This is a genomic window from Sphingobacterium yanglingense (genome assembly GCF_004363245.1).
In the GTDB taxonomy this organism is placed as follows: Bacteria; Bacteroidota; Bacteroidia; order Sphingobacteriales; family Sphingobacteriaceae; genus Sphingobacterium; species Sphingobacterium yanglingense.
Genome location: NZ_SNYV01000020.1, coordinates 1 through 25,162 on the forward strand (window position 1 = coordinate 1; position 25,162 = coordinate 25,162).

The window sequence follows — 25,162 nt, forward strand, 5'->3', positions numbered from 1 at the left end:
GCGGCGATCGCCCTTCGTTTCCGTTGGGACTGCAAAGGTAGGAATCTTTTTTAAACCTCCAAATTTTATTTTAAAATATTTTCGGAGAAGATTGCTGAGGATAAAATCTATCGGATAAAACCGAAAAACAATCACTCTTTCTACCTTATGTCATCGTTCCGAAGAACCGTCCCTCCCTCGCGGAGTGGTGCAAAGATAGGGACTTTAAGACCATATTTCAAAGACATCCCGCAAAGTATTTTATCGCATAAGCCATAAAACACTGGAACATTGAACGATAAAATTGAAAAAAGAAAACAAATAGGCACCATGGACTGCACAAAAGGCGGGATTATGCTATAATCAGCCAGGATTACTATGGATTTAAGCAAGGCATAACAGAGCCTTTATAGTGTTTTACCTCTATGAACCCTCTACAAACCCTCTATTATATCTCTAGATAACCCCTAGAAGATTTAAAACAGAGACGAAGAAGCAAAGAACGTAATACAACGGAACGAAGACACCAAAGGAGGGACGTATATATCGTATTAGAGATATTAAACTTTGAAAATTTTCTGTATCATTGTCTAACAGTACTTAGATTATGAATATCATCTACGGAATAGACTTACTTGGGACGATGGTTTTTGCCATATCTGGTGGAATGGCAGCCAACAGACAGGGGATTGATGTGTTTGGCGCAACTTTTATGGGTTTCGTGACCGCAATTGGAGGAGGGTCTTTACGCGATGTCTTTTTAAATATACGCCCCGTTTGGGTTGAGGACAGCAATTATCTAATTGCAATATTCATCGGTGTCTTCATATCAGTAATTGCGAATAGGCATCTCTACAACTGGGCAAAAACTTTAACATTATTCGATGCTATTGGAATTGGTTTTTTTACAGTCGTTGGGACCCAGAAATCTCTAGACTATGGCAGTAGCAATATTGCCGCAATAATGTTTGGTATGTTTTCCGCTGCTATGGGCGGTGTAATCCGAGATACATTGATGAATGAAACTCCCCTCATCCTAAGAAAGGAGATTTATGCATCAGCATGCCTATCCGGCGCCATTTTATTTGTAATCTTAGAGTATTTTGGGTTAAGCAGGGGATGGAATGCTTTCATTTCGGCCTCTTTTGTAGTCGGTGTACGATTGATATCCGTCAAATACAACCTATCTTTGCCAACAGTTTCCCCCGTTGAAGACAAAAAAAGCTAAAGAACTTCCAGTAACCGCTCAAAAGACATTCCTCGTGACGCCTTAAGTAACACAAAGCACCCTGATATTGTAGCCATAGGAATCAATGCCTCTGTTGTACTTTCATAAAATTCAGCCCCTTCGCACTTATGCTTATAGAATTCTTTCCCTACAAAAATAAGCCTTTCTAATAACAGCTCCTTCGCTTTCTGAATAACAAGTGCATGTTCTTCGTAAGCGTCTTCACCTAATTCAAACATATCTCCTAAAACCAATACTTTACGTTCGGCTGAAAGGACCTTCATATTATCTAACGCTGCTGCCATACTACTGGCATTCGCATTATAGAAATCCGCAATAACTGTATTTCGATCTGTTTTTGTAATCTGTGATCGGTTATTTTTAGGTATATAACCTGCTATTCCAGTATTTATAGCAATTGGATCTACGCCAAAGTGCAATCCAACAGCGATTGCCGCCAAAAAATTCTCTGTATTATAAGAGCCGGTCAAATTCGTAGAAACTTCATATGTTGCAGAATTGTTTCTCTCTTTCCAAGTAATAGCCAAGTAAGGGTTTGCAATCAACAGCTTGCCTATCACATTATTTTCTGCACTAAATCCATACTGCACTACGGTATCGATATGTCTCTTCTTCGCCATTTCCACTAAGTGTATATTGTCACCCTGTAAAAACAGTATTCCATGATGATCCTGTAAATAATCGTACAGTTCTCCTTTAGCAATCTTCACTCCTTCAAATGAACCAAAGCCTTCCAAATGAGCTTTTCCAACATTTGTAATCAATCCATGTGTTGGCTTAGCGATTTTCGACAAAAATGATATTTCGCCCAGATGGTTTGCACCCATCTCAATAATTGCAATTTCAATATCTTTAGATATAGATAGTATAGACAACGGGACACCAATATGATTATTTAAATTCCCTAGGGTAGCGAAGGTCTTATATCGTTGTGAGAGTACAGCGTATAACAGTTCTTTAGAGGTTGTCTTTCCATTTGTTCCTGTAATACCTATTATAGGTATATCTAATTGGTCTCGATGATATTCTGCCAACTTCTGTAAAGCCACCAAAACATCGTCAACTAATATATACCTATCATCTTTCTGCCATATCGGATTATCCACTACTGCATAGCGAGCTCCGTTAAGCAACGCCTGCTCTGCAAAAGCGTTACCATCAAAACTAGCTCCTTTCAACGCAAAAAAAACACTGTCTTGTTTTATGTTACGTGTATCCGTAGATATTAAAGGATACTGTTTATATATATTGTACAACGCTTCTATTTTCATGGTCTACCTGTTTTGTTAAAGCAAAAATAAATAATACTTCAGGTTGTCAAAGTCTATTCATGAATCTTTTTGAAAAACGTCTTACTTAAGCTTATAAGCTATTACACTATTACTATTAAAAGTAGGAATATACAATATACGTTCTCTAGCATTAAACCCTAAATCTGCAGTATTCATCTCTCCCTGTACATCTTGTAACTTCTCGATTACACCATCTGCCTTTACATAATAAATCAATCCCGGCCAGCACGTCACCAGAAAATCTCCATTACCGACAGGCTCTATTCCATCCCCTGCCTGTTCGAAACCTTTCGCCACTATAGTAACTTTTTTCTGAGAATCTATTCGCCAAAGCTCTTTACCCGCCAGCGTGTACAGGCTTCCATTCAACCATTTCAATCCATTAGCGTTATTTACATTATCCATATACAGCGAATAGTTACCCTCATCTATTTTATAAATTTTATTCTCTCTCGTATCCGACACATACACGACTCCCTCATTATCCACTGTAACATCATTCAGAAATACCGCCTCCTTAATTCCAATCTCATCAATGACATTCCCAGAAACCACATCTACCACAATGACAACATCAATGTCAGCAATATATAATAGACCTTTATGTAGAGCTAGTCCTTTGGGTGCGTTCAATCCCGAAATCCAAGTAGCGTTTCGTATAGAACCATCCGTATTTAAAAGAGCTATCCCTCCCTTTCCATCCTTTTCTGCACCGCCTCCATCAATCAGAGAAACATATAATACCTCCTTTACTCCATCGTATAAAACAGACTCTGGAACAGCAAGCTTTTCATTCGCCTCCCATAACTTCTCAAGTTGGTGATTTTGGCCCTTTGCCGTAAAAGCAATTAGCCCCACACATAATGCTAAAACTTTCTTCCTCATAACTATTTTATTAAAGTTCTTTACATGGATCTACAATTCAGAGTTGTATACGATTCCTCTACAGACAAAATTTAGTCAATCCCAAAATCAACCGTCAATTTACATTATTAAGGTTTGACATTCAATCTGATGATTCGAGAATACTTTTCTATATACTTAAACAAATCTAATAAAAAATGAGTTTAACAGCGCACAAAAAAACCGTAAGCTCAGCTAGCTTACGGTACGACTAAACCTAAAACATAAATAAGTTAGCCAACAGTTCCTATTGAGCTCTATTTTTCTCTTCACTGCTATTTTCTCGACGGCGAACGGATTGCTTCAAGTTTCCGAATTTATAATTGAAAGTAAGTCGTATAGACTGGGTATCATTATATTGACGTATATCTGAATCATATTCTGTGAATTTGGTGTATAAATTATTCCGGTTGCTTCGAAAAACATCTGTTATCGCCAATTTGAATGAACTACGCTGATCTTTTAGGTTATAACTTATCCCAATATCCGTATTAAATCTCCCTTGAATTTTATACACATTATATAAGAACGGTGAGTTATAGCGTAAAGCTAATTCAGAAGAAATAGCCTTGTTTATTTTAAGATTACTAGTTGAGTTGAATTGGAAGAATGTTGACCCCTTGTTTACATAGTAACCAGCTACAGGGCCCCGAAAGTGCATATAGATTACCGTCAGATTATTATACATCGTCCAAAATTTGCCGATGCGGGCCGGAACAGTAAGATTTAAGTAGCTCGTGTTCTGTTTCCCTAGGTTTTCTCGGGTTACCCATGTTGTCTTCAGAATCGTATCCTGCCCCATACTTTCCACCATAGCATCATTCGTAAAATCGTGTCCTAAAGCAATATTAAACACTTTATATAAGGTATAATATAGAGAAAAACCATTAGTGTATTCTGGTTTCAAATAAGGGTTACCACGCATTGACGTCCGCTTGTCAATATAATACTCAAATGGATTAAGATGTCGATAATTCGGCCTTGAGATCTTACGAGCATAATTAAGTGAGAACACGTGATTTTCGTTCTTATTATAACTCAACGAGCCCGAAGGAAACCAATCTAAATAATTCCGCTTATTCTCTTTGTTTTCCATACCCGATATGCCATCAGTCACCGTATATTCAGAGCGAAGTCCCGCCTTCACCTCCCACTTATTTAACGCCATGCTATAATCAATATATCCCGCAGTTATTTGCTCTACATAATTGAATGCATTGGAACGCTTTGGATTATTTTGCCAACTATCCACAATGAGGTGATCAAACCTTATTCCGTTATCTGATTCTACATTACTATACTTAACCCCTGCTTCAAGATTACCTTTACCGATCTTCTGTGTATAATCTGTCTTCACGGCAAAGATCTTAATATCTGTCAATGAATAGCTTCGCTCCTTCTCCGGCGCATAGATTAGCGTCTCCCCATCAGGGAAATAGGTACGATACTCGTAATTGAGTCCAGTACTGGTTTTAAACATACTATAGTCCAAATCCACGGTCAACGTCCTACCCATCGTGTCTATCTTAAACTCATTATTAGCATTAAAGGTGTACTTATTAAATTTTTCCTTGCCTAATGTATAAGAATTCATCACAGAATCAATCACTCCTTGCGCACTTCCCATATTCGTTGTACCGGGATTATCTTGGTTTTCTACATTATTATTACCGCTGAATTGTAACACAAATGTATTACGAACAGATGTCTTTTGCTCTAGCCCCAACTTATAATTATGCGTCCGATCTCTCTCTTTTAATTCAGCAAGCTGACTAAATATAGTTTGCTTATCGCCGTCAGGAATCACACGCATAATATTCAGGGTTTCTATCGTTTTATTATCTGTATAAGCGTAGTTACTAAAAACGGTTGTATTATCTTTCTTATAGTTTAAGTTGATAGAAGAGTTCCCTCTAAGCCGCTCTCCCTGACCGACACTAGCAACAAAAGAGCCGTTAAATCCTTCCAGTTTATTCTTCTTCAGAATTATATTAATTACTCCAGCAGCCCCCTCAGCATCATCTTTAGCAGAACGTGTACTAGAGAGCTCTATGCTCTTGATTTGCCCACCATCTGTGCTCTTCAAAAATGTAGCCAACTGCTCTCCTGTCATATAAGTAGGTCGCCCATCTATTGTAACATTGACCCCCTGCCTTCCCATTAGACTGATGTTATCATCTTTATCTACATTGACCCCAGGCGCTCGCTTTAATACTTCGAACGCATTATTTCCCGCACTAACTGAAGAGTTTTCTACATTCATCACCATTTTTCCCTTCACGTTCTGTATCAAAGGCAGCTCGCCCATTACCGTTACAGCCTCTATTTCTTTGTTAACAGGAGTCAACATAACATTTGGCAACTCCACACCTTCAGCCCCTGTTTTGAATATAGCTGTTTCACCTTTACCGAATCCAACAGCTGTAGCTTCTATTATAAACGTTCCACTTGGATAGTCCAAAATTGTATACTTCCCTTCTTCATCCGTTACAGCTGTTTTTAAAACTGCTCTAGCAGTAGTCGTGATTAAATAGACAGAAGCTCCATTAATTGGTTCATTATTGTGATTCACAATCTTCCCACGTAAAGTCGGACGTTGATTAGCCGTTACTACTGTACTGTACAACACTAGAGTGATTATCCAAAAAAAAGCGTTTTTCATAGTAGGCAATCGTTAGGGACTAAATCTATTGATTATTTAATAAGACTATTCTTCGTCTGAAATGGTTTCATCCTTCACTTTCTTTTCCTTCTTCTTCGCTTGTTCGATATGCAATGGCGCACATTGTAGCCCGGAGCGTCTCATAATCCATTCTGTATATTTTATAGTTTCATCATTATCATATTCTTTTTTACAGTCGGAATAGGGTAAGTTCCACATTTTCGATCTAATAGTTTGGTCTATTGTTACTTTTGCTCCCACAGGAAGAAATACCACTACAGACACCGCTTCGTCACGATAAGGTTCTTCAGTAGTCAACGCAAAATGGCTGTCGAAGACAATCTTTCCCTTATCCTGTTTTGCTAAATAGTCGATATGCGATGCACGCTCCGAGGCGCTTTGATAAGTTCGCCCTTTCGCAAAATAGTTATACTGTATATAAGGTATATCTAATGAATCAATATATTCGAAGCGAATGTTTATTTCATCCCTTAAGTATCTAGATAACTCTTTCTTTTTGAATGTCATTGTATACTTCTTATCTCCGTTATCCAATGCTGCCGCTTCTATTACCCTAATATCCTTTTCTTCGAAATGATAAACATTTTGCTTTTCTAGGACCTTCTCCACTTTAATGGTACTCGATTCTTTATACTCTTGTATCCCCACGAAAGAATAAAAAATAATCAGAATGATAGATACTATCCATCCAGCCCACAAACTAAGCGATAGATACGTATTCATCGATCTCGTTTTCAGCAACATTCTTAAAAAAATGTGCAATAGCGCTATAAAAGGAATTGTAATCGCCATCACTCCGGCAAGCAAAGCAATAAACGCCTGTCCCGTTGACAGTAATTGTAATCCTGGAAATACCATTTCATCTTGGTAACCTAAGATTCCAGTTGCAAAACCGACAAAAGTAATGAGCATACCAATGATTACCATTCCACAAAAAATGAGCATCAGAAAAGCAAAGCCCTTACCTAAAATCTGGAAAAAGGTAGATATCCCCTTACCAACCGTTTTTCCTCCGTTACTCAGATGCCCTCTTACAGCTGAAAAATCATCTTTATAGCCTTCTAATTCTTCTTCAAAATTCTTTTTAAAATTCTGAAGATTAGGCTCTTCCCCTCGCATAGACATCCGATCAGCCCGTGTAATTGCTTCTGGCATCACAATCCAAAGGATAACATACAAAAGCACTCCAGATCCTCCGAAAAGAAAGAATAATATAAACAAGACTCGAATCCATTTCGCCTGCATACCGAAATAATACCCCAACCCACTACAAACTCCAGCGACCACCTTGTCGTCGGGATTACGCATTAATTTCCTTTCAGAAATAACACGTTTGTAATCTTCCTTCGATTCATCCAAGTAAGGTTCATCTTTCATTTCGTCCTCTTGCTCAAAGTCGCTAACCCTTCCCATCTGCCCAATCACCTCATTAACATCTAGCATAGAGATAACTTCTTTCTTTCCAACTTGGATTCGTTCCGTAAACATTTCAGCAATACGGTTTTCTATATCTTGCAGAATTTCTCCACTATCATCGGATTGACTGAAATGACGCTTTATCTCAATCATATAACTCCGCAATACCTCGTAAGCATCTTCCTCAATATGGAAGACTATACTATTTATATTGATAATTATTGTCTTATTCATATGTATATATATTTTTCATTATTCGTCTGTTGACAAATTGGTTTGTTTTTACTTCTTATTACCTGTTAAAGAAATTTCAACAGCATATACTAACTCTTTCCAGGTGACATCTAATTTGCGTAACACTTCCTTTCCCTCTTCAGTAATCTGATAGTACTTGCGTGGGGGACCAGAAGTAGACTCTTGCCAACTATAGCTTAGTAGGCCATTATTTTTCAGTCTGGTTAATAAAGGATATAGCGTCCCTTCAACCACGAGTAATTCTGCTTTCTTGAGTTCTGCGATTATATCCGAAGCATAAATCTCTCCTCTAGAGATTATTGAAAGGATACAATACTCAAGTATTCCTTTCCGCATCTGGATCTGTGTATTCTCTGCTATCATAACAATACAAAGTTATATCCTTTGGATGGTACTTTGCAATACATAGTACTATATTTTTTCAAAAACCAAAAGCAAACAGCTGTAAATCAGTCTAATAATTTTATTTAGTCAATATTTAACAAAACTTAATTCAATAAAACAACGGTTATATCGGGCAATAATCCGAGATTTGCATCGATGAAATACCTAAAAAACTATATCTGGGCAATCGTATGGGCGCTAATAATGTTGGTTCTACTACTATTACCGTCAAAAAACTTTGAAGTCAAAAGCGTTACCTTTTATGAAGGCTTTGATAAAATGGTTCATTGTGGGATATTTTTCGTACTATGTATAATACTCTACTGGGAATCTATCTTGAAAAGCAAGAGGTCTGTAAATAAATGGACAAGTATTCTCAAAATTGTATCCAGCACTGTTATCTTTGCCTTTGCAACAGAGGCAGCTCAACAATACTTATCCCCTACAAGGACAGCAGACGTATGGGATATTGTTGCAGATATCATAGGTATAGGAATGGCTACATTTGCCTTCGTATTTTTTTATAAAAGAGAGAAATGAAAAGAAGAAAATATACAACCTGGTTTTTAGCAGCACTTATAACATTCCTTACGTTACAGTCGTGTGGAATTTTCAAAAAAGACTGTGGCTGTCCCAAACCACTCTCTGGCAAGCGGAAATAAAAGACAGAGCAACATCACGCACGGGCAATGGTCAACACGCTGACTTTAGCTCCAGATAGCTTGAGAATTCTACCCGCCTCACTTAAGGTCGCTCCAGTAGTCAGTATATCATCGACCAATGCAACATGTTTATCCTGTAGCATGCTATATCGTGGATTGACACTAAACACACCTTCGACGTTTTCGTATCGTTCTGATCGACTTTTTTTCGTTTGACTTATATTGTATACCTTTCGTTTCAGCACATTCTCATGGACAGGTATACCTAGAGATTCTGACAAGCCTATACCAAATTGGAATGCCTGATTATAGCCCCTCTCTCGGCGTTTTCTATTATGAATAGGGATAGCGACCAACATATCAAATCCCTGGTCTTTAGCAATATCATTTATTATCCTCCCATACATTTTCCCCAAAAAACGTCCTATCTGAGGTTTATTTCCGTACTTTAACTGATGTATAAGTCGTTCTACCCTTGAATTTTTAGACAGGTACAACATAGACATAGCCACCTCAAAATCCAACTTACCCCACAGCTGTCTAGCGGTCTCATTATTTACATCATGATGAAAATCTGTTAAGGGTAGATGATATAAGCATTCGGTACATACTATAGATTCATGAGCAAACAATGCCGTATCACAGGCTAGGCACAAATTGGGCAATAGCACATGCAGTAAGTCCCTTACAAAGTGAGTTATATTCACAACTAGTTTACCTTGGTATAAAGCAAACTTAATAAAATATGTCGGTTAAATCTAACTAGTTAGTTTTCTCTTTTATAGCTAACTGTCCACATGCCGCATCAATATCCTTTCCTCGGCTCCTCCTTACATTCGTCACCACACCTTGACTCCTTAAATAGCTTGCAAAATCCTCAATTTTATCTGCTTCCGCGTTTACAAAATCAGCCAAGGATATTGGGTTATACTCTATGATATTGACTTTACAGGGCACATGTTTACAAAACTTTGCTAGCTCTTTAGCGTCCTGTAGCTCGTCATTAAAATTATGGAATACGATATATTCAAATGTAACAGGGTTTTTCGTCTTAGCATAGTAGTACCTCAGTGCTTCAGCCAAAGCGGTCAACGAATTCTGCTCATTAATGGGCATGATCTCATTTCGCTTTTTATCGTTAGCGGCATGCAACGACAGTGCAAGGTTAAAACGCACTTCGTCATCCCCGAGCTTCTTTATCATCTTAGCAATACCCGCTGTAGACACTGTAATGCGTTTCGCAGCCATATTTAATCCATCTGCTGCAGTTATACGTTCCACAGATTTCATCATGTTAGCATAATTAAGTAGCGGCTCCCCCATTCCCATATAAACAATATTACTTAAAGGTTGCCCATAATTGTCTTCTGCCTGTTTACTGATGAGTACTACCTGATCATAGATCTCGTCCGCATTAAGGTTACGTTTACGATCCATATAGCCTGTTGCACAAAACTTACAAGTCAAACTGCAGCCCACTTGCGAACTGACACAGGCGGTCATCCGGTCTGGTGTTGGAATCAACACCCCTTCTATCACATTTCCATCATATAAGGAAAAACTACTTTTGATTGTTTTGTCACTACTTATTTGAGATTCCTTGACCCTAACATAATTAATTGAAAAACTCTCTTTCAGTTTTTCTCGGAGGCTCTTACTGAGATTACTCATTTCCTCAAAATCTACAGCAGATTTTTGCCAAATCCACTCATAAATCTGTTTGGCTCTGAATCCCTGTTCGCCCATTTCTACGAGCTTTGCTTTCAATTGTTCTAATGAAAGGCTCCGTATATCTATCAATTTTGTAGTATTCAACACGATACAAAGATACGTCAATTTTCCCTTTTTCACCATTTTTTGTTTTTTGAATCGCGCCGGTTACGACATATTCCAAAGTAGTATTCCTATATTGCACACAAAACAACTAAACACAATGAAGTATTATTTTTTTATCTCAATTATCAGCGGAATAGCGTTAATGAGCTCATGCGGTTCAAATAAGTACACAGCAACGGAAAAAGTATATAAGAAAAAAGCAAAAGAGTTTGCAATACAGTATAAAGAAGCTCCTGTAAAAGGACAGCTCGGGAAAATAACAAGTAAGGATAAAGAATGGATCGCTTCTATTAATTTCGGAATTCGCAAACCAAACTATGTAATGATTCACCATACGGCACAAGATTCATTAGCACAAACAGTAAAAACATTCCATAACGCTAAAGCAGGCGTCAGTTCGCATTATGTAATTGGGAGAGACGGTAAAATCGTGCAAATGGTCAATGATCTGTATCGTGGTCACCACGCTGGGGCCGGACGCTGGGGCAATGATACAGACTTAAATTCCTCATCTATCGGTATAGAGCTTGACAACAATGGCACCACCGATCCATGGACGGACAAACAAATACAAGCCCTTCTCGATCTATTAGGGACTCTTAAAGAAAGCTACAATATTCCCCAAGCAAATTTCATCGGACATATGGACTACGCTCCGACACGTAAAAATGACCCCTCACGTTTCCCGTGGAAAATTCTCGCCGACAAAGGTTTCGGATACTGGTATGACGAATACCTAGAAAATGTACCAGTAGGTTTTGAACCGCGGCTAGCACTCCGAATAATCGGTTACGATGTAAAAAATCTCGATGCAGCGATAAAAGCATTCAAACAACACTACATACAAAAAGAGACAAACTCTGCCCAACTGACAGAACACGACCTCAAGGTACTATATTCTATCTTTAAGAAATACTTATAAAAAAAGAGGCTTCAGCCCCTTTTTTTATAAAATCACTTTACAACTGAGCCGTAGAGATCAAAGTCTTCAGCCCGCTCTATAACAACGTTCACGAAATCTCCTATCCGTAGATAATTGTCTTTTGCAGCGATTATGACTTCATTATCGACCTCAGGAGAGTCATATTCTGTTCGTCCTATATAGTAATCTCCATCTATACGATCGACCAATACTTTATAGCTATTTCCCACTTTAGATTGATTGATGTCATAAGAAATCCCTTGTTGAACTTCCATAATTGCATCGACTCGCCCTTGTTTAACCTCTTCTGGAACATTATCTTCAAGATTATGAGCATGAGTCTTCTCTTCGTGGGAATAAGTAAAACAGCCCAAACGATCGAAACGTGTGCTCTCTACCCATCCTAACATTTCCTCAAAATCCTGTTCTGTTTCTCCAGGATATCCACAGATCAAGGTCGTTCGTAGTGCGATATTTGGTACTTTATCTCTTATTTTATTCACCAAGTCGATTTGCTTTTGTTTCGTCGTACCTCTGCGCATAGAAGTCAACATATTATCTGTTATATGCTGCAGAGGCATATCCAAATAATTACAGATGTTGCTCCGTTCATTCATGGCATCTAATATATCCATAGGAAAGCCCGAAGGATATGCATATTGCAAACGAATCCAATCGATTCCCTCAACATCAGACAGGTGTCTCAACAAATCTGAAAGATTTCTTTTACCGTAAATATCCAACCCATAATAGGTAAGATCCTGCGCTATGAGAATTAACTCTTTCGTGCCGTTAGATGCAAGAAATTTAGCTTCCTTCACTAAATCATCAATCGATTTTGATACATGCTTACCTCTCATTAATGGTATAGCACAAAATGAGCAGGGACGGTTACATCCTTCTGCAATCTTAAAATACGAAAAGTGAGAAGGGGTCGTTAATAACCGCTCTCCTAGCAGCTCATGTCTATAATCAGCTCCTATAGAGGATAGCAAGTCTGGCAAGTCATTCGTTCCAAAATAAGCATCTATATTAGGAATTTCTGTCTGTAATTCAGGTTTATATCGCTCAGATAAACATCCTGTCACAATTACCTTATTTACCTTGCCCTGATCCTTCAATTCGGAGAATTGTAAAATAGTATCAATAGACTCCTGCTTCGCATTATCGATAAAACCACAGGTATTAATAACCACAATATCATTGGCCTGTATATTATTTGACTCATGTACAACATCGATCTGATTACCCTTAAGTTGTCCCATCAACACCTCACTATCGTGAATATTCTTTGAACAACCCAATGTAACCACATTTACCCGTGGCTTAGCTGTTAAAATTGTCGCTTTTGTTTGCTTTGTTTTCATTTTATAGTTTTGAGTAGTGCGAAATGAGTATTATAAAAAAGACTCTTCCACTCTCTTTAACAACGGTTTAGCAATTCCAAATCAAGATTGCTCTACGACGATGGAAGTTTCCCTACTTAAACAACGAATCGACGAAATCTTTTTTATTGAAAAGTTGCAAATCTCCGATCTTTTCCCCAACTCCGATATACTTCACTGGAATTTTGAACTGATCAGATATCCCAATTACAACCCCACCTTTAGCTGTTCCATCCAACTTTGTCAAGGCCAAGGCATTGACATCTGTCGCTTGAGTAAACTGTGAACACTGCTCTATAGCATTTTGCCCCGTGGAAGCATCTAATACCAATAGAATCTCGTGAGGTGCTCCTGGAATCACTTTCTGCATTACATTTTTAATCTTACCAAGTTCATTCATCAGTCCGACCTTATTATGTAACCGCCCAGCAGTATCAATAATCACTACATCATCGCCATTGGACACCGCGGACTTAATCGTATCGAAAGCTACTGAGGCAGGATCCGATCCCATAGCCTGCGCGACCACACGAACCCCTACACGCTCCCCCCATAGCTTTATTTGATCTACAGCTGCTGCTCTAAATGTATCCGCAGCTCCTAAAACCACTTTATTACCTGCAGATTTCAACTGATGTGCCAACTTACCTATAGTTGTCGTCTTCCCTACACCATTTACACCGACTACCATAATAACGTATGGCTTATGATTACCATATTCGAAACTTTCGAAGTCATCGCTATTGTTCTCGGCCAATAATGCTTGAATTTCTTCCTTTAGCAGCCTATTCAACTCTTCGGTTCCGACATATTTATCCTTAGCCACCCGTCGTTGAATCCGGTCTACAATCTTCAACGTCGTTGTAACTCCAACATCGGATGTCACTAGCACCTCTTCGAGGTTATCCAGAACATCATCATCTATTGTTGTCTTACCAACTACAGCTTTAGTAATCTTTGATAGAAAACCCTCTTTGGTCTTTTCTAATCCTTTGTCCAGAGCTTCTTGTGCTTCAGGAGTTTCTTGCTTCTTCTTAAAAAAATCGAATAAACCCATGTTTCAAATTTAAAAAAAGTAAGAAGATTAAAAGCATATTTATAGACCAATGGTCTTCCATCTTTATGCTCTTCTTATGTTTAGGAAGCAAATATACTAAAAAAGCCCTTTCGGCTTATGCACCAAAACGGCTCTTCAACTTTTTAAAGAAAAACTTTAAAAAAGGAATATTTTCTGCTTATTTATTTGCTGCAGCAAGAACGTCTTTAACGTTGTCATTGTGCACCATGCTCTCTTTGAAAGTATAAGCTCCTGTTTTAGCAGATTTAGTTGTGATGATTACTTTAGTATATTCCTTACCACCACCTTTTTGTAACGATGCTACCGATTTCTTTGCCATAATTATATTTTTTAACTTGGATCAAGCTTAAACCTATCCAAATATGATTTATTTAATTTCTTTATGAACAGTCACTTTTCTCAATACAGGATTGAATTTCTTCAATTCCAAACGCTCTGTTGTGTTCTTTTTGTTCTTCGTTGTGATGTAACGTGACATACCTGGAAGACCACTTTCTTTATGCTCAGTACACTCTAAAATAACCTGTACTCTATTTCCTTTTTTAGCCATTGTTTTACTTTATTTTAATCCCTCAGCTGACGGATCGATTTCATGAATATCTTTAATTAACAGGCAATTATCTACTAAACGTATCCTTTTTTGATAAATTTACTGATAACCGAAGTAATTCCGTTTTTGTTAATTGTTTTAATCGCAGACGTAGATACTTTCAACGTAATCCAACGATCTTCTTCAGGAATGTAAAAACGCTTAGTTTGTAGATTAGGATAAAACTTACGCTTGGTCTTAACGTTCGAGTGAGATACGTTATTTCCCTTTAATGCCGTTTTGCCTGTTAAGTCACAAATTCTTGACATGATATTTATTTTTAATGTTGTCTATTTACATAAATCACCTTTGCACTCTCTGCAAAGAGTTTGCAAATATCTAAATTTATTTTGGGATTTACAACAACTAAGGGTATAAATATTTTTATAAAATATTCTATTATTCGTGGAGTACTCGCAAAGGTAAGTCTTTTGAAATATTTTCTACTTCTTTGTCTCTAAAAATAGTTTTCAACAATTAACATTATTATTCTTCAACAAGTGTGCGCTACGTTGCAAATGAACCCAAAACAGCAGCATTCATTCACATTCTATTCTTATTTAAGAATTATAATCCCACCTTTGTATAAGCTTGTCTATCCAATCAAAATATGCTACAAAAGACAAAAGGAATTGCACTAAAGACTACAAATTATTCAGAGAGTAGTATTGTTGCTCAAATATTTACGGAGAACCTTGGCTTACAATCCTATCTGATCAATGGTGCAAGAAAGCCAAAAGCCAAAATACACATCAATATGTTACAGCCTCTTCATCTTTTAGATATGATTGTATACGTAAAAGAAGGGAGCAACCTACAGCGAATCAAAGAAGCACACCCGGCGCCAGCACTTGCACAAGTACCTTTAGATATCAAAAAAGGTGCAATAGCACTATTCCTAAATGAAGTTCTATATAAAGTTTTAAAACATCAACATCCTGACCCTCATCTTTTTCATTTCGTCTATCAATCAATACTCTGGTTGGACCAAACAAATCTTTCTATCCAAAATTTTCATCTTTGTTTTTTAATGAAATTGAGTCGATTCTTAGGATATCTACCCAGCACAACTTCACAATCAAAACCTTTTTTTGATTTGATGGAGGGACGATTTACTAATAGTCTTCCTGCTCACACCTACGTATTACAAGAGCCACACACCAATTTGTTTCATAGCATTCTCAGTTGTAGCTATGAAAACAGTGCTGATATCGTGATAAAGCATAATGACCGTATATATATCCTACAACAGATTATAAATTTTTACCGGTTGCATACGGAAAATTTCGGGATAGTTAACTCTCTAGAGATTCTAGAAGAAATTTTCCATTAAATTTCCGGTTAAAAAAAAATAATCTATTTTTGAATTATCAATATCTTTGTTACATAAATAACTACACTATAATTAATACAACATTAACAACTACAACTATGGAATGGTATTTAAAAGTCGTAAGAGACAATTACGCAAACTTCAACGGTCGTGCTCGACGCAAAGAATATTGGATGTTCTTTTTGATAAATGTCGGTATCAGTCTAGTCTTGAGCCTAATTGACAGTTTATTTGGATTAAAAATGGGAGGAAACGAAATGGCAGCTTATGGTGGCGGAACCGGTGTCATTGGAGGAATTTACTCTTTAGCCGTTTTCATCCCGGGTCTCGCTGTAACTGTAAGACGATTACATGATTCTGGCAAATCTGGATGGAACTATCTTTGGGTATTAACATGTATTGGCGCATTTTATGTTCTATATCTTCTTATTCAAGAAGGAGACCGTGGTCAAAACCAATATGGAGAGGATCCAAAAGGAGGGGAGAATGAGGACCCATTCGCTGGACAACGTGAACTTAATAATCCTTTCTCAGGACAGAATAACCCATTTAAAAACGACAATCAATAAATCCCCGTTTGGTTAAAATAAAAAAGCCCGGAATCTTTTGGATTCCGGGCTTTTTCACAATAAATATATATTAGAATCTACTAGATAACTTTTACATTTACTGCATTAAGACCTTTACGACCTTGCTCTACTTCGTAAGTGACATCATCACCTTCACGAACTTTGTCTACTAATCCCGAAACGTGAACAAAAATTTCGCTCTCGCCTGATGCAGGGATAATGAAACCGAAACCTTTGGTCTCATTAAAGAATTTTACTTTACCTTCTTGCATTATATTAAATTGTTAATTTTCCTAAAGATAATGGATAAAAAACAAAAACTTATCATTTATTTTAAAACTATATTAAACATTATCACTTTTTCTTTGTCTATCGAATTATAAAACATTTTAGAAAACAATGATATGAAACAAATAATAACATTTTTCTTTTTAATTAGCTCTCTAGCTATGGTAAACGCTCAAACAATGAACATTGAAAACAGTCGCAAAGTCGCGACCAAAGGATATGCCGAAAAAGAGGTTACTCCCGATATTATCTATCTTTCTGTCAGTTTGAAAGAATTCTACATGGATGGCAACAGCAAGAAAAAAGTAACAATAGAACTCATAGAAAAACAGCTATTTGATGGCGCTATCGCTGCCGGAGTAAAAAAAGAAGACATTACAATTCAAAACATTTACAGCTATAACTACGAAAACAAAAAAAAGAATAACGAACTACTACAATCCCGCCAATACCGTATTAAAGTAACCAACTTAAATGGTCTGAATACGATGCTAGACAAAGTTGACCCACAAGGCTTACAAAGCACCTCTATAAATGGTTATGATCACTCCCAAAAAAGAGAGATTGAAAAAGAATTAAAAACAATAGCTGTAAGAGATGCTCGGCAAAATGCAGAAATTCTAGCAGCTGCCGATGGCCAGTCTGTAGGTCGTGTATTGATTATTAATGACAACAGCAGTATCAACTTTAATGACTTTGCACCAGTTCCTCAAATGATGTATGCTAAATCATCCCGCATGGACGTCTCAGGGGCTACGGAATCAAATGATCTCAACATTGATATCCGTCCTATTAAATTGACCTGCTATATCGATGGCGTATTTGAAATAAAATAGAGTGACTATGTTCGCTAAACAAGATGACAGGGCAGAAAAACGCAAAAAAGACTTCATTTGGGTCGAGCGCGTTTCCTATCTCTTAGACAATAAATTTAATATCGGGGGATTCAGGTTTGGCCTGGATCCCTTATTAAATTTAATACCATATGCAGGCCAAATTGTTTCCTTTGGCACCTCCATTTTATTGGTTCTAATAATGCTTCGCAATGGTGTTGGATCCAAAGTTGCTGTTAAGATGCTACTCAATGTAATTTACGACGCATTCTTTGGTGCTATTCCATTCTTCGGTCAGGTGTTCGACTTTTTCCATAAAGCAAATCAGAAGAATATAATTCTCCTTCGCGAACACTACTTTGAGGAAAAACACCAAGGCAGTGCAAAAAAACTCCTAGTAAGCATACTTATTATATTACTTTTCGTATGTATAGCTCTGTTCTATTTCTTATGGTTACTATCAGGGTGGTTTATTCGCCTTATAGGCACCATATTCTAAGAATATTCTCATTACTTCCCAGGTTATACGTGCAATATTTGTTACTTTGTTTAAATAAATTTTAATTTTGCCTAATGTCCAAAACTAGAATATTTGCACTATTGATGCTTGCTTTAATATTTGCAAGTATACTCACCAACCCTCCACGTGAACAGTTTGAAAAAGCGCTCACTATCAAGGCAAAAGATATCCTTGAAAAACAACTACATTATAAAGACAAAGACGCTGTACTTTTAGGTATGACGCTATTTGGGGACAAAGTCGTTCAGGACTTTATTGACCGAAGTATTATTGTCAAAAACTACTATCTTTTCTCTGTTGTAAAATTAAAATGGCAGGATACGGAAACTCCAATAGGAGGGGGGGCTTTTAAAACCATTTGGATCAGTCCAAAAATTGATGAAAAAGCGGATGAAATCATTGCAATATTAAAAGATCTGTAATGCTATGCTAGAAATCTTATACCATGACGAATTCTTAATTGCAATCAACAAACCGCACGGTTTACTTGTACATCGGTCTTCTATAGCGAATGATGCATCCGAGTTTGCACTACAGATGTTACGTGACCAAATTGGCCAACCTGTCTACCCAGCCCACCGATTGGACCGTAAGACAGGAGGGGTGCTACTCTTTACATTGGACAAAGAGACAGACCGCCTTACACAGCCTTTGTTTGCTGAGAACAAAATGGATAAGCGTTACTTAGCTGTCTTAAGAGGTTTCAGCCCAGGGCAGGGCTGTATCGACTATCCTCTATTAAAAGAAAACGGTACTTCACAAAATGCTATAACACATTTTCGTAGTTTAGCTCAAGCGGAGATTCCTATTCCTTTTGGCAAGTTCGATACCTCAAGATACTCCCTAGTTGAGGCCAACCCTGAAACCGGACGTATGCATCAATTGCGTAGACACTTTGCACACATATTCCATCCAATCATAGGGGACAGACCTCATGGCTGTAATAAACAGAACAAGTTATGGAAAGAGCAGTTCGAAATAGACACGATGCTCTTACATGCAAGTAGCCTCTCATTTCATCACCCACATACCGGAGATAAAATTGAAATAAAAGCTGACATCCACCCCTGCTTTAAAAAAGCATTAGACTTATTACATATTAACCTATGTAATACCGTTTAACCTCCGTACTGCATGCTGACCTGTATAACTTGACGACAGCGTCCCTGTTCAGGAAGCTTCTAGTAACAGGAATACCTGTCAGAATTTATCAATATTGCAAAATATAAGGTCACAATATCAACTTTATAAGTATTTTTGTAATAAAACATTTTTATATAGCTAAAGAATGAAAAACACAGCTTTGACAGATTTGCATATATCACTAGGTGCAAAGATGGTTCCTTTTGCAGGCTTCAACATGCCTGTACAATACACTGGTATAAACGATGAGCACGAAACAGTACGCAATGGAGTGGGCGTCTTTGACGTAAGCCACATGGGAGAGTTCATCTTAAAGGGTGAAAAAGCTCTCGATTTGATTCAAAAAGTATCCTCCAATGACGCATCAAAACTATATGATGGCAAAGTACAATATGCTTATCTTCCAAACGAGAATGGAGGAATTGTCGATGACTTTCTAACATACAAATTGGATGATGAGACTTATCTTCTAGTTGTCAATGCTTCCAATATCGAAAAAGACTGGAACTGGATAAGTAAGTTCAATACTTTTGGTGTCGATATGAAAGACATTTCTGACAAAACAGCATTACTTGCTATCCAAGGGCCAAAAGCCGCCGAAGCCCTACAATCTCTTACAGATATTGAACTTGCTTCTATGGAATATTACACTTTCCAAAAGGGGAAATTTGCAGGAGTCGACAATGTAATCGTATCTGCAACGGGATATACAGGAGCAGGAGGCTTTGAAATATATGTTGCCAATGAAGATGTGAAAACTGTTTGGGATGCAATTTTTACGGCTGGAGCTCCTTATGGAATTAAACCAATTGGCCTTGGTGCTCGTGATACCTTACGTTTAGAAATGGGCTTCTGCTTATACGGAAACGATATCGACGACAATACATCGCCTTTAGAAGCAGGATTGGGATGGGTTACCAAATTCACAAAAGATTTTGTAAACTCCGAAAACTTAAAAGCTGAAAAAGAGGCAGGAGTTCAAAAAAAGCTTGTTGGTTTTGAAATGATCGATCGCGGAATCCCTCGTCACGATTATGAAATCGTAGACATAGATGGAAATATTGTTGGTAGAGTTACTTCTGGTACACAATCGCCTACATTGAAAAAATCTGTAGGATTAGGTTATGTGAACAATGCTTTTGCTAAAGAAGGTACGGAGATATACATCAATATAAGAAACCAAAAAGTAAAAGCTGTAATTAAGAAACCACCTTTTGTAAAGTAATTGGCGAGTAGATTAGCAGATATAGCTCACAAAAAAGGGATAATTAACATTATCCCTTTTTCTTTTTAGTAACCATACTGTTCTTTTCTTGTTGCTTTTTAACCAAATCACTCTTGACATGCTTCAAAAGAACAATCTTCAAATAGATCAGCACTACGGAGATAGCGATAGCTGCGCCCAAGATCAGCATATTTCCACTTTGATAAGCAGCAACGCCACTCATTATCAAAAAGATTATGCCTAAATTCAATAATAAGTTTAGTATAAAATGTTTTTTCATCGTTTCTTATTTTCTGTACCAATTACCCGCTCTCTAATAAACGCAAAATACACAATCCCTCCTAAAATATTCGTTAAAATAACAAATAAGGCCAGCAGTGCCCGTTCCAACATATTAATATTTACTGACAACATTATCTCCCGAAGTACCAATAGTACCCAAATCATAGATATAAGTAACGATACACTGACCAATACCACTGAAAAAGGAATCTTCAACAAAACTGTACCAATTGCCAATACATAAAAAACCAGACTAAAATAGAACGCCTGTTTAGTCTGGTGATATAAATTTTTCATCCTCCGAAATTACAAAAAAATACTATTACCTACGGAAAGATTCCCAGTTCTTCATAGGCCACGCCAATTTTATTAATAGCACATATAAATGCTGCAGTTCTCAAATCTTCGACTCCATCAGTATTCTTCCAGACATCTCTGATTTCTTGATAAGATCCCATCATCGTATCTTCCAGACCCGAATGGACTAAATCAATCTCATCAGGTCCTCTCAGAATCATTTTACGTTCCACTTCCGACATTTTTTTATTTGTGAGCTCTTCAACCGAATTCATGATTTCAGCATATCGATTTTCGCTGAATCTTTTTTCCAAACGTCCATACCGAACATGGCTCAAATTCTTCAACCATTCGAAATAAGAAACAGTTACTCCTCCCGCATTGAGATACATGTCCGGAATGACTAACACCCCTTTACCATTGAGTATAACATCTGCTTCTGGAGTCAACGGTCCATTTGCTGCTTCACCGATTATTTTGGCTTTGATTCTATCTGCATTTCCCCCATGAATTACCGCTTCTAGAGCTGCAGGTATCAAGATATCACATTCTTGTTCCAACCCCTCAGCTACATCCGGTATATTTACCGCTCCAGGAAAATTTAATAGAGATCCTGTCTGTGACCGATATGCCTGTGCCTCATCTACATCAATACCCGTATCTTTATATATAGCTCCATTATATTCAATCAATCCGACAATGATAGCTCCTGCATTTTGACAGAATTTAGCGGCATGATATCCTACATTTCCAAGCCCCTGCACAATTATTCTCTTTCCCTTTATTCCAATAGATAATCCTATTTTATCCATATCTTCCTCTATAGAACAGGCTTCCCGTATCCCAAAGAACACCCCCAAGCCCGTCGCTTCTACACGACCGCGAACACCTCCTTGAGAAATCGGTTTTCCTGTCACACAAGCCATTGCGTTGACATCATTCGGATTCAGGGAAGAATACGTATCTACAATCCAACTCATCTCCCTTCCTCCAGTTCCATAATCTGGAGCAGGAACATCGATCCCTGGACCAATAAAGTTCTTTTTACATAATTCCGATGTATACCGCCTAGTAATCCGCTCGAGGTCTCCAACAGTATATTTAGAAGAGTCTATTTTTATACCACCTTTACCTCCTCCAAACGGTACATTGACAATCGCACATTTATAAGTCATCAGTGCCGCCAAAGCCATTACCTCATCCTGATTAACCTCCATGCTAAAACGGATGCCTCCTTTACAGGGTAATTTATGGTGCGAGTGCTGTACCCGATACGCTTCTATAACCTCGACTTGGTCTCCTATGCGGACCGGAAATTTAACCTGCAAAATAGAATTGCAAGCTTTTATCTGTTCTAGAATTCCTTTTGAGAACCGTGTGAATTTTGCCGCTTTATCAAAGCTACGTTCTACTCCACTAAAAAAGCTATAAGTATTACTTGTTGACATAAGTTTCACTAGTTAGTTAAACATTCAGATATCATATAAATTTATGAAAAACAGAGCAAACTAACTGTAGTTCAACACATTTATTTTAAAAAGTTGAACTAATTTTATACAGACGTAGAATTTGCCGTTCATAAAAAAGGGAGCCTAAGGCTCCCTTTTTTAGATAACATTATGTTTTTTAATTCTCTAATACACGTCTATCTCCGGATCAACCTCCTCTTTCCATGCTAATATTCCTCCTTTAAGATTTGCTAAATTAGTGAACCCTTGCTGTTCCAATAACATTACTGCTTGGGCACTACGCTTTCCCGAACGACACTGTATGATCACAGGTATATCTTTAGCTACTTTATCGGATTCAATCAAAATCCCACCTAAAGGAATATTAATACCATTCAAATTAGACACTTCATATTCAAATGTCTCACGAACATCAATCAATTGAAACTCTTCGTTTTGATCTATCATTGATTTTAACTCCTGAACTGTAACCTCTTTCATATGTGTAAATTTTAACTTTTTATTACCTTGTTGATTGATTAAAAGTAACACCTCGATTTCTCGCTCACTACTTAAAAGTTCTGCAAAACAGACACTTCCTCTTTTACTTTTATTACAATCAAACTTAGATAAAATGCATGGGATTCACGAATCCATCATAAAAAAAATTATATCAATCCTATTTATTAAATTGTACGCTATATTGAACAAAATCAAAATAATGAAAAAGCTCTTCTTCATCCCTTTACTATTCGTGTTTACGGGCACTGCTTTTTGCCAAAACTCTTCGCACAAAATTGTAGATCGCAGCGACATAGAAAGAATTTTAAACGTACTGGCATCCGATGATATGAGAGGTCGACACGCTTTAACAGAAGACGCGGAGCGAGCGGCTGATTTTATAGCAAAAGAATTTAAAGCCGTTGGTCTCACTCCCTACACGGAAAACGATTATAGACAACGGTTTGAGATGCAACAGGTATCAAAACGTAATAGCTCTGTAACCTGGAATGGAAAAGTTCAAGAACCAAATAATTTTCTGATTTTGGGACATGCTCCAAAAATACATTGGTCAACATCCTCTCAGATACCCATATACAGGATAAAGAAAGGAGAAGATTTTGCCCAGAGTTTTAGAAATCATGTACAATCTGATGAAGATGCAATTATAATTGTCGACCCTAGCTTCTCTGCCTTTATAGCTCGCTACAATAAAATATATTCGCGAGAAGATCTTGTCACAAAAACACCCCACACTCCCACGAAAGTATTTATAGTTAGCAAAAAAGCATCTGACAAGTATGAGATTATCAGCGAAAATAATATAAAAACGGTGTCTATGTCAAACGTTGCTGCAATCCTCCCTGGCAAGTCTAAACCGGGTGAGTATGTTATTTTTTCAGCACACTACGACCATATTGGTATTATCGATGCCGAAGGACAAGATTCTATTGCCAACGGCGCAGATGATGATGCTTCGGGCACTACCGCCATTATCAGTCTTGCTAAATATTACAAAGAACAAAATAATAATGATCGCACATTAATCTTTGTTACATTTACAGCAGAAGAAATAGGAATGTTCGGATCAAAATACTTTTCGAACAATATTAATGCAGACAGTGTTATCGCCATGATAAACATAGAAATGATCGGTAAAGATGCCAAATTTGGTCCTAATTCATTATATATAACAGGATATGACCGGTCTGACTTAGGCCAGCTAATGCAGCATAATCTAAGCGGTTCAAACTTTCGGTTCTACCCAGATCCCTACCTACAGCAAAATCTCTTTTACAGAAGTGACAATGCGGTACTGGCAGCACTCGGTGTCCCAGCACACACTTTCTCTACATCACAGATTGACAAAGACAAATTCTATCATACCGTAAGAGATGAAGTAAGCACGCTAAATATTGATAATATCAAATCGAGTATAGAAGCTATTGCTATTGGTGCTTCTGGAATCATTAACGGAAGCCAAACTCCTCGCCGCGTAGAAAAGCTAAAGGACTAAACCTCTTCACCTATACAAACGAATGTTTCAGTATTAAATATCAAACGAAAGAAACCATCCATTTCCGTCTCAAAGGATTGCCCTCCAATAGGACGCAATCCTTCCTGAGATTTTAAAACCCTTGGATCAACGAATATTTTTTCACCTTTCGGTTTCCACTTTTCATAATGTGTTTTCACAAAAACATATCTCCTGTTTTCGCAAAAAACAACCATATTAATATCCTCAGCATATTTTATTATCGTATCATCCATCTCTGAGCACAAAATATTCACTGCGGGATAGGATTTGGAGATTAAAAAAGATATCGCTGTATCGAAAAATGAGCTTTCAAGCGAAAACAGCCTAGTTTCTTCTTGTAGATAAGGAATAGACATAGCCGAAAAAACAATATCTACTTTTATTTCCTCCGAAAGAAAAAAATCCAGGCTATAGGTATTCGAAATTATGGTAGGGGACCATTCTAACAACTGATCTAACAGCTCCTTTTCTAATGCCTTAAAGTCTTGTACTAATAATGCGGGCTCTTGGTTCTCTCTGACAATATGATGTGACGACATTTATCTCGGATTAT

General features: G+C 37.4%; 29 protein-coding genes. 11 read left to right on the top strand and 18 right to left on the bottom strand.

Annotated elements, in window-relative coordinates:
* The first annotated feature begins 586 nt into the window (after positions 1 to 586).
* Positions 587 to 1,207: a trimeric intracellular cation channel family protein gene (locus CLV99_RS22285; protein ID WP_133586741.1), complete on the top strand. Its 621-nt coding sequence runs from the start codon at positions 587 to 589 to the stop codon at positions 1,205 to 1,207.
* Here CLV99_RS22285 and CLV99_RS22290 read toward each other — a convergent pair.
* From CLV99_RS22290 to CLV99_RS22310, 5 genes are all read right to left on the bottom strand, one after another.
* Entirely contained in the window at positions 1,204 to 2,499 is a 1,296-nt protein-coding gene (locus CLV99_RS22290) for a UDP-N-acetylmuramoyl-tripeptide--D-alanyl-D-alanine ligase (protein WP_133586742.1), read from the bottom strand. The genes CLV99_RS22285 and CLV99_RS22290 overlap by 4 nt on opposite strands.
* Before the next feature lie 81 nt (positions 2,500 to 2,580).
* Positions 2,581 to 3,405, bottom strand: a complete 825-nt coding sequence (locus tag CLV99_RS22295) for an NHL repeat-containing protein (protein ID WP_133586743.1) — start codon at positions 3,403 to 3,405, stop codon at positions 2,581 to 2,583.
* Between the two features lie 265 nt (positions 3,406 to 3,670).
* Positions 3,671 to 6,085, bottom strand: a complete 2,415-nt coding sequence (locus tag CLV99_RS22300) for a TonB-dependent receptor domain-containing protein (protein WP_133586744.1) — start codon at positions 6,083 to 6,085, stop codon at positions 3,671 to 3,673.
* A 45-nt stretch (positions 6,086 to 6,130) separates the two neighbouring features.
* The gene (locus CLV99_RS22305; RefSeq protein ID WP_133586745.1) at positions 6,131 to 7,756 is read right to left on the bottom strand and encodes a PspC domain-containing protein; all 1,626 of its coding nucleotides are present in this window, start codon (positions 7,754 to 7,756) and stop codon (positions 6,131 to 6,133) included.
* Between the two features lie 48 nt (positions 7,757 to 7,804).
* Positions 7,805 to 8,140, bottom strand: coding sequence for a PadR family transcriptional regulator (locus CLV99_RS22310; protein WP_021069546.1), 336 nt, complete (start codon positions 8,138 to 8,140; stop codon positions 7,805 to 7,807).
* Between the two features lie 177 nt (positions 8,141 to 8,317).
* On the opposite strand from CLV99_RS22310, the gene CLV99_RS22315 reads away from it, so the two are divergent.
* Entirely contained in the window at positions 8,318 to 8,701 is a 384-nt protein-coding gene (locus tag CLV99_RS22315) for a VanZ family protein (RefSeq protein ID WP_133586746.1), read from the top strand.
* A gap of 136 nt (positions 8,702 to 8,837) precedes the next feature.
* Here CLV99_RS22315 and CLV99_RS22320 read toward each other — a convergent pair whose 3' ends face one another.
* Together CLV99_RS22320 and rlmN are read right to left on the bottom strand one after the other, a co-directional pair.
* Complete coding sequence (locus CLV99_RS22320; protein ID WP_133586747.1) at positions 8,838 to 9,530, bottom strand: ComF family protein; 693 nt, start codon at positions 9,528 to 9,530, stop codon at positions 8,838 to 8,840.
* Between the two features lie 55 nt (positions 9,531 to 9,585).
* The gene (gene rlmN / locus CLV99_RS22325) at positions 9,586 to 10,677 is read right to left on the bottom strand and encodes a 23S rRNA (adenine(2503)-C(2))-methyltransferase RlmN (RefSeq protein WP_133586748.1); all 1,092 of its coding nucleotides are present in this window, start codon (positions 10,675 to 10,677) and stop codon (positions 9,586 to 9,588) included.
* A 79-nt stretch (positions 10,678 to 10,756) separates the two neighbouring features.
* Here rlmN and CLV99_RS22330 point away from each other — a divergent pair, with 79 nt between their 5' ends.
* Positions 10,757 to 11,581, top strand: coding sequence for an N-acetylmuramoyl-L-alanine amidase (locus CLV99_RS22330; protein WP_133586749.1), 825 nt, complete (start codon positions 10,757 to 10,759; stop codon positions 11,579 to 11,581).
* Between the two features lie 32 nt (positions 11,582 to 11,613).
* Here CLV99_RS22330 and rimO read toward each other — a convergent pair whose 3' ends face one another.
* The 5 genes from rimO to rpmB all read right to left on the bottom strand — a co-directional run bounded on the left by rimO (position 11,614) and on the right by rpmB (position 14,902).
* Positions 11,614 to 12,948: a 30S ribosomal protein S12 methylthiotransferase RimO gene (rimO, locus tag CLV99_RS22335; protein WP_133586750.1), complete on the bottom strand. Its 1,335-nt coding sequence runs from the start codon at positions 12,946 to 12,948 to the stop codon at positions 11,614 to 11,616.
* A gap of 112 nt (positions 12,949 to 13,060) precedes the next feature.
* Complete coding sequence (gene ftsY, locus CLV99_RS22340) at positions 13,061 to 14,023, bottom strand: signal recognition particle-docking protein FtsY (RefSeq protein ID WP_133586751.1); 963 nt, start codon at positions 14,021 to 14,023, stop codon at positions 13,061 to 13,063.
* Positions 14,024 to 14,201: 178 nt separating this feature from the next.
* Positions 14,202 to 14,363, bottom strand: coding sequence for a DUF4295 domain-containing protein (locus CLV99_RS22345; protein WP_133586752.1), 162 nt, complete (start codon positions 14,361 to 14,363; stop codon positions 14,202 to 14,204).
* Positions 14,364 to 14,411: 48 nt separating this feature from the next.
* Positions 14,412 to 14,594 (bottom strand): 50S ribosomal protein L33, encoded by a 183-nt coding sequence (gene rpmG, locus CLV99_RS22350; RefSeq protein ID WP_002998409.1) that lies wholly within the window; start codon positions 14,592 to 14,594, stop codon positions 14,412 to 14,414.
* 74 nt (positions 14,595 to 14,668) lie between these two features.
* Positions 14,669 to 14,902: a 50S ribosomal protein L28 gene (gene rpmB, locus CLV99_RS22355; protein ID WP_021069554.1), complete on the bottom strand. Its 234-nt coding sequence runs from the start codon at positions 14,900 to 14,902 to the stop codon at positions 14,669 to 14,671.
* Between the two features lie 341 nt (positions 14,903 to 15,243).
* Between rpmB and recO the strand changes: the two genes are divergently transcribed.
* Both recO and CLV99_RS22365 read left to right on the top strand, forming a co-directional pair.
* Positions 15,244 to 15,966 (top strand): DNA repair protein RecO, encoded by a 723-nt coding sequence (recO, locus tag CLV99_RS22360; protein WP_133586753.1) that lies wholly within the window; start codon positions 15,244 to 15,246, stop codon positions 15,964 to 15,966.
* 98 nt (positions 15,967 to 16,064) lie between these two features.
* A complete protein-coding gene (locus tag CLV99_RS22365; RefSeq protein WP_133586754.1) occupies positions 16,065 to 16,535 on the top strand; it encodes a DUF805 domain-containing protein in 471 nt (156 codons plus the stop codon).
* A gap of 80 nt (positions 16,536 to 16,615) precedes the next feature.
* Here CLV99_RS22365 and CLV99_RS22370 read toward each other — a convergent pair whose 3' ends face one another.
* A complete protein-coding gene (locus CLV99_RS22370; protein WP_133586755.1) occupies positions 16,616 to 16,807 on the bottom strand; it encodes a cold-shock protein in 192 nt (63 codons plus the stop codon).
* A gap of 132 nt (positions 16,808 to 16,939) precedes the next feature.
* Here CLV99_RS22370 and CLV99_RS22375 point away from each other — a divergent pair, with 132 nt between their 5' ends.
* The 5 genes from CLV99_RS22375 to gcvT all read left to right on the top strand — a co-directional run bounded on the left by CLV99_RS22375 (position 16,940) and on the right by gcvT (position 20,544).
* On the top strand, positions 16,940 to 17,659 hold the full coding sequence (locus tag CLV99_RS22375) for an SIMPL domain-containing protein (protein WP_133586756.1): 720 nt from the start codon (positions 16,940 to 16,942) through the stop codon (positions 17,657 to 17,659).
* Positions 17,660 to 17,666: 7 nt separating this feature from the next.
* Complete coding sequence (locus CLV99_RS22380) at positions 17,667 to 18,155, top strand: DUF4112 domain-containing protein (protein ID WP_133586757.1); 489 nt, start codon at positions 17,667 to 17,669, stop codon at positions 18,153 to 18,155.
* A 74-nt stretch (positions 18,156 to 18,229) separates the two neighbouring features.
* Positions 18,230 to 18,598, top strand: coding sequence for a hypothetical protein (locus tag CLV99_RS22385; protein WP_133586758.1), 369 nt, complete (start codon positions 18,230 to 18,232; stop codon positions 18,596 to 18,598).
* 4 nt (positions 18,599 to 18,602) lie between these two features.
* Entirely contained in the window at positions 18,603 to 19,298 is a 696-nt protein-coding gene (locus tag CLV99_RS22390; RefSeq protein ID WP_133586759.1) for a pseudouridine synthase, read from the top strand.
* 166 nt (positions 19,299 to 19,464) lie between these two features.
* Positions 19,465 to 20,544 (top strand): glycine cleavage system aminomethyltransferase GcvT, encoded by a 1,080-nt coding sequence (gene gcvT / locus CLV99_RS22395; RefSeq protein ID WP_133586760.1) that lies wholly within the window; start codon positions 19,465 to 19,467, stop codon positions 20,542 to 20,544.
* Between the two features lie 49 nt (positions 20,545 to 20,593).
* Here the strand turns inward: gcvT and CLV99_RS22400 are convergent, their stop codons facing one another.
* The 4 genes from CLV99_RS22400 to CLV99_RS22415 all read right to left on the bottom strand — a co-directional run bounded on the left by CLV99_RS22400 (position 20,594) and on the right by CLV99_RS22415 (position 23,072).
* Positions 20,594 to 20,824, bottom strand: a complete 231-nt coding sequence (locus tag CLV99_RS22400; RefSeq protein ID WP_021069564.1) for a DUF6358 family protein — start codon at positions 20,822 to 20,824, stop codon at positions 20,594 to 20,596.
* Positions 20,821 to 21,123 (bottom strand): hypothetical protein, encoded by a 303-nt coding sequence (locus tag CLV99_RS22405; RefSeq protein WP_133586761.1) that lies wholly within the window; start codon positions 21,121 to 21,123, stop codon positions 20,821 to 20,823. The genes CLV99_RS22400 and CLV99_RS22405 overlap by 4 nt, the downstream gene beginning before the upstream one ends.
* Before the next feature lie 29 nt (positions 21,124 to 21,152).
* Positions 21,153 to 22,571 (bottom strand): Glu/Leu/Phe/Val family dehydrogenase, encoded by a 1,419-nt coding sequence (locus tag CLV99_RS22410; protein WP_133586762.1) that lies wholly within the window; start codon positions 22,569 to 22,571, stop codon positions 21,153 to 21,155.
* A gap of 186 nt (positions 22,572 to 22,757) precedes the next feature.
* Positions 22,758 to 23,072 (bottom strand): rhodanese-like domain-containing protein, encoded by a 315-nt coding sequence (locus tag CLV99_RS22415; protein ID WP_133586763.1) that lies wholly within the window; start codon positions 23,070 to 23,072, stop codon positions 22,758 to 22,760.
* A 220-nt stretch (positions 23,073 to 23,292) separates the two neighbouring features.
* Here CLV99_RS22415 and CLV99_RS22420 point away from each other — a divergent pair, with 220 nt between their 5' ends.
* Complete coding sequence (locus CLV99_RS22420) at positions 23,293 to 24,588, top strand: M20/M25/M40 family metallo-hydrolase (protein WP_133586764.1); 1,296 nt, start codon at positions 23,293 to 23,295, stop codon at positions 24,586 to 24,588.
* Here CLV99_RS22420 and CLV99_RS22425 read toward each other — a convergent pair.
* Positions 24,585 to 25,148, bottom strand: coding sequence for a thiamine diphosphokinase (locus tag CLV99_RS22425; protein WP_133586765.1), 564 nt, complete (start codon positions 25,146 to 25,148; stop codon positions 24,585 to 24,587). The two genes, CLV99_RS22420 and CLV99_RS22425, sit on opposite strands and share 4 nt — an antisense overlap.
* Positions 25,149 to 25,162 lie beyond the last annotated feature (14 nt).

What these genes read in the sequence shown, in the direction of transcription:
- CLV99_RS22285 (WP_133586741.1), top strand. Translation starts at nt 587, where the DNA reads ATGAATATCATCTACGGAATAGACTTACTTGGGACGATGGTTTTTGCC.
- CLV99_RS22290 (WP_133586742.1), bottom strand. Translation starts at nt 2,499, where the DNA reads ATGAAAATAGAAGCGTTGTACAATATATATAAACAGTATCCTTTAATA.
- CLV99_RS22295 (WP_133586743.1), bottom strand. Translation starts at nt 3,405, where the DNA reads ATGAGGAAGAAAGTTTTAGCATTATGTGTGGGGCTAATTGCTTTTACG.
- CLV99_RS22300 (WP_133586744.1), bottom strand. Translation starts at nt 6,085, where the DNA reads ATGAAAAACGCTTTTTTTTGGATAATCACTCTAGTGTTGTACAGTACA.
- CLV99_RS22305 (WP_133586745.1), bottom strand. Translation starts at nt 7,756, where the DNA reads ATGAATAAGACAATAATTATCAATATAAATAGTATAGTCTTCCATATT.
- CLV99_RS22310 (WP_021069546.1), bottom strand. Translation starts at nt 8,140, where the DNA reads ATGATAGCAGAGAATACACAGATCCAGATGCGGAAAGGAATACTTGAG.
- CLV99_RS22315 (WP_133586746.1), top strand. Translation starts at nt 8,318, where the DNA reads ATGAAATACCTAAAAAACTATATCTGGGCAATCGTATGGGCGCTAATA.
- rlmN (WP_133586748.1), bottom strand. Translation starts at nt 10,677, where the DNA reads ATGGTGAAAAAGGGAAAATTGACGTATCTTTGTATCGTGTTGAATACT.
- CLV99_RS22330 (WP_133586749.1), top strand. Translation starts at nt 10,757, where the DNA reads ATGAAGTATTATTTTTTTATCTCAATTATCAGCGGAATAGCGTTAATG.
- rimO (WP_133586750.1), bottom strand. Translation starts at nt 12,948, where the DNA reads ATGAAAACAAAGCAAACAAAAGCGACAATTTTAACAGCTAAGCCACGG.
- ftsY (WP_133586751.1), bottom strand. Translation starts at nt 14,023, where the DNA reads ATGGGTTTATTCGATTTTTTTAAGAAGAAGCAAGAAACTCCTGAAGCA.
- CLV99_RS22345 (WP_133586752.1), bottom strand. Translation starts at nt 14,363, where the DNA reads ATGGCAAAGAAATCGGTAGCATCGTTACAAAAAGGTGGTGGTAAGGAA.
- rpmG (WP_002998409.1), bottom strand. Translation starts at nt 14,594, where the DNA reads ATGGCTAAAAAAGGAAATAGAGTACAGGTTATTTTAGAGTGTACTGAG.
- rpmB (WP_021069554.1), bottom strand. Translation starts at nt 14,902, where the DNA reads ATGTCAAGAATTTGTGACTTAACAGGCAAAACGGCATTAAAGGGAAAT.
- recO (WP_133586753.1), top strand. Translation starts at nt 15,244, where the DNA reads ATGCTACAAAAGACAAAAGGAATTGCACTAAAGACTACAAATTATTCA.
- CLV99_RS22365 (WP_133586754.1), top strand. Translation starts at nt 16,065, where the DNA reads ATGGAATGGTATTTAAAAGTCGTAAGAGACAATTACGCAAACTTCAAC.
- CLV99_RS22370 (WP_133586755.1), bottom strand. Translation starts at nt 16,807, where the DNA reads ATGCAAGAAGGTAAAGTAAAATTCTTTAATGAGACCAAAGGTTTCGGT.
- CLV99_RS22375 (WP_133586756.1), top strand. Translation starts at nt 16,940, where the DNA reads ATGAAACAAATAATAACATTTTTCTTTTTAATTAGCTCTCTAGCTATG.
- CLV99_RS22380 (WP_133586757.1), top strand. Translation starts at nt 17,667, where the DNA reads ATGTTCGCTAAACAAGATGACAGGGCAGAAAAACGCAAAAAAGACTTC.
- CLV99_RS22385 (WP_133586758.1), top strand. Translation starts at nt 18,230, where the DNA reads ATGTCCAAAACTAGAATATTTGCACTATTGATGCTTGCTTTAATATTT.
- CLV99_RS22390 (WP_133586759.1), top strand. Translation starts at nt 18,603, where the DNA reads ATGCTAGAAATCTTATACCATGACGAATTCTTAATTGCAATCAACAAA.
- gcvT (WP_133586760.1), top strand. Translation starts at nt 19,465, where the DNA reads ATGAAAAACACAGCTTTGACAGATTTGCATATATCACTAGGTGCAAAG.
- CLV99_RS22400 (WP_021069564.1), bottom strand. Translation starts at nt 20,824, where the DNA reads ATGAAAAAACATTTTATACTAAACTTATTATTGAATTTAGGCATAATC.
- CLV99_RS22405 (WP_133586761.1), bottom strand. Translation starts at nt 21,123, where the DNA reads ATGAAAAATTTATATCACCAGACTAAACAGGCGTTCTATTTTAGTCTG.
- CLV99_RS22410 (WP_133586762.1), bottom strand. Translation starts at nt 22,571, where the DNA reads ATGTCAACAAGTAATACTTATAGCTTTTTTAGTGGAGTAGAACGTAGC.
- CLV99_RS22415 (WP_133586763.1), bottom strand. Translation starts at nt 23,072, where the DNA reads ATGAAAGAGGTTACAGTTCAGGAGTTAAAATCAATGATAGATCAAAAC.
- CLV99_RS22420 (WP_133586764.1), top strand. Translation starts at nt 23,293, where the DNA reads ATGAAAAAGCTCTTCTTCATCCCTTTACTATTCGTGTTTACGGGCACT.
- CLV99_RS22425 (WP_133586765.1), bottom strand. Translation starts at nt 25,148, where the DNA reads ATGTCGTCACATCATATTGTCAGAGAGAACCAAGAGCCCGCATTATTA.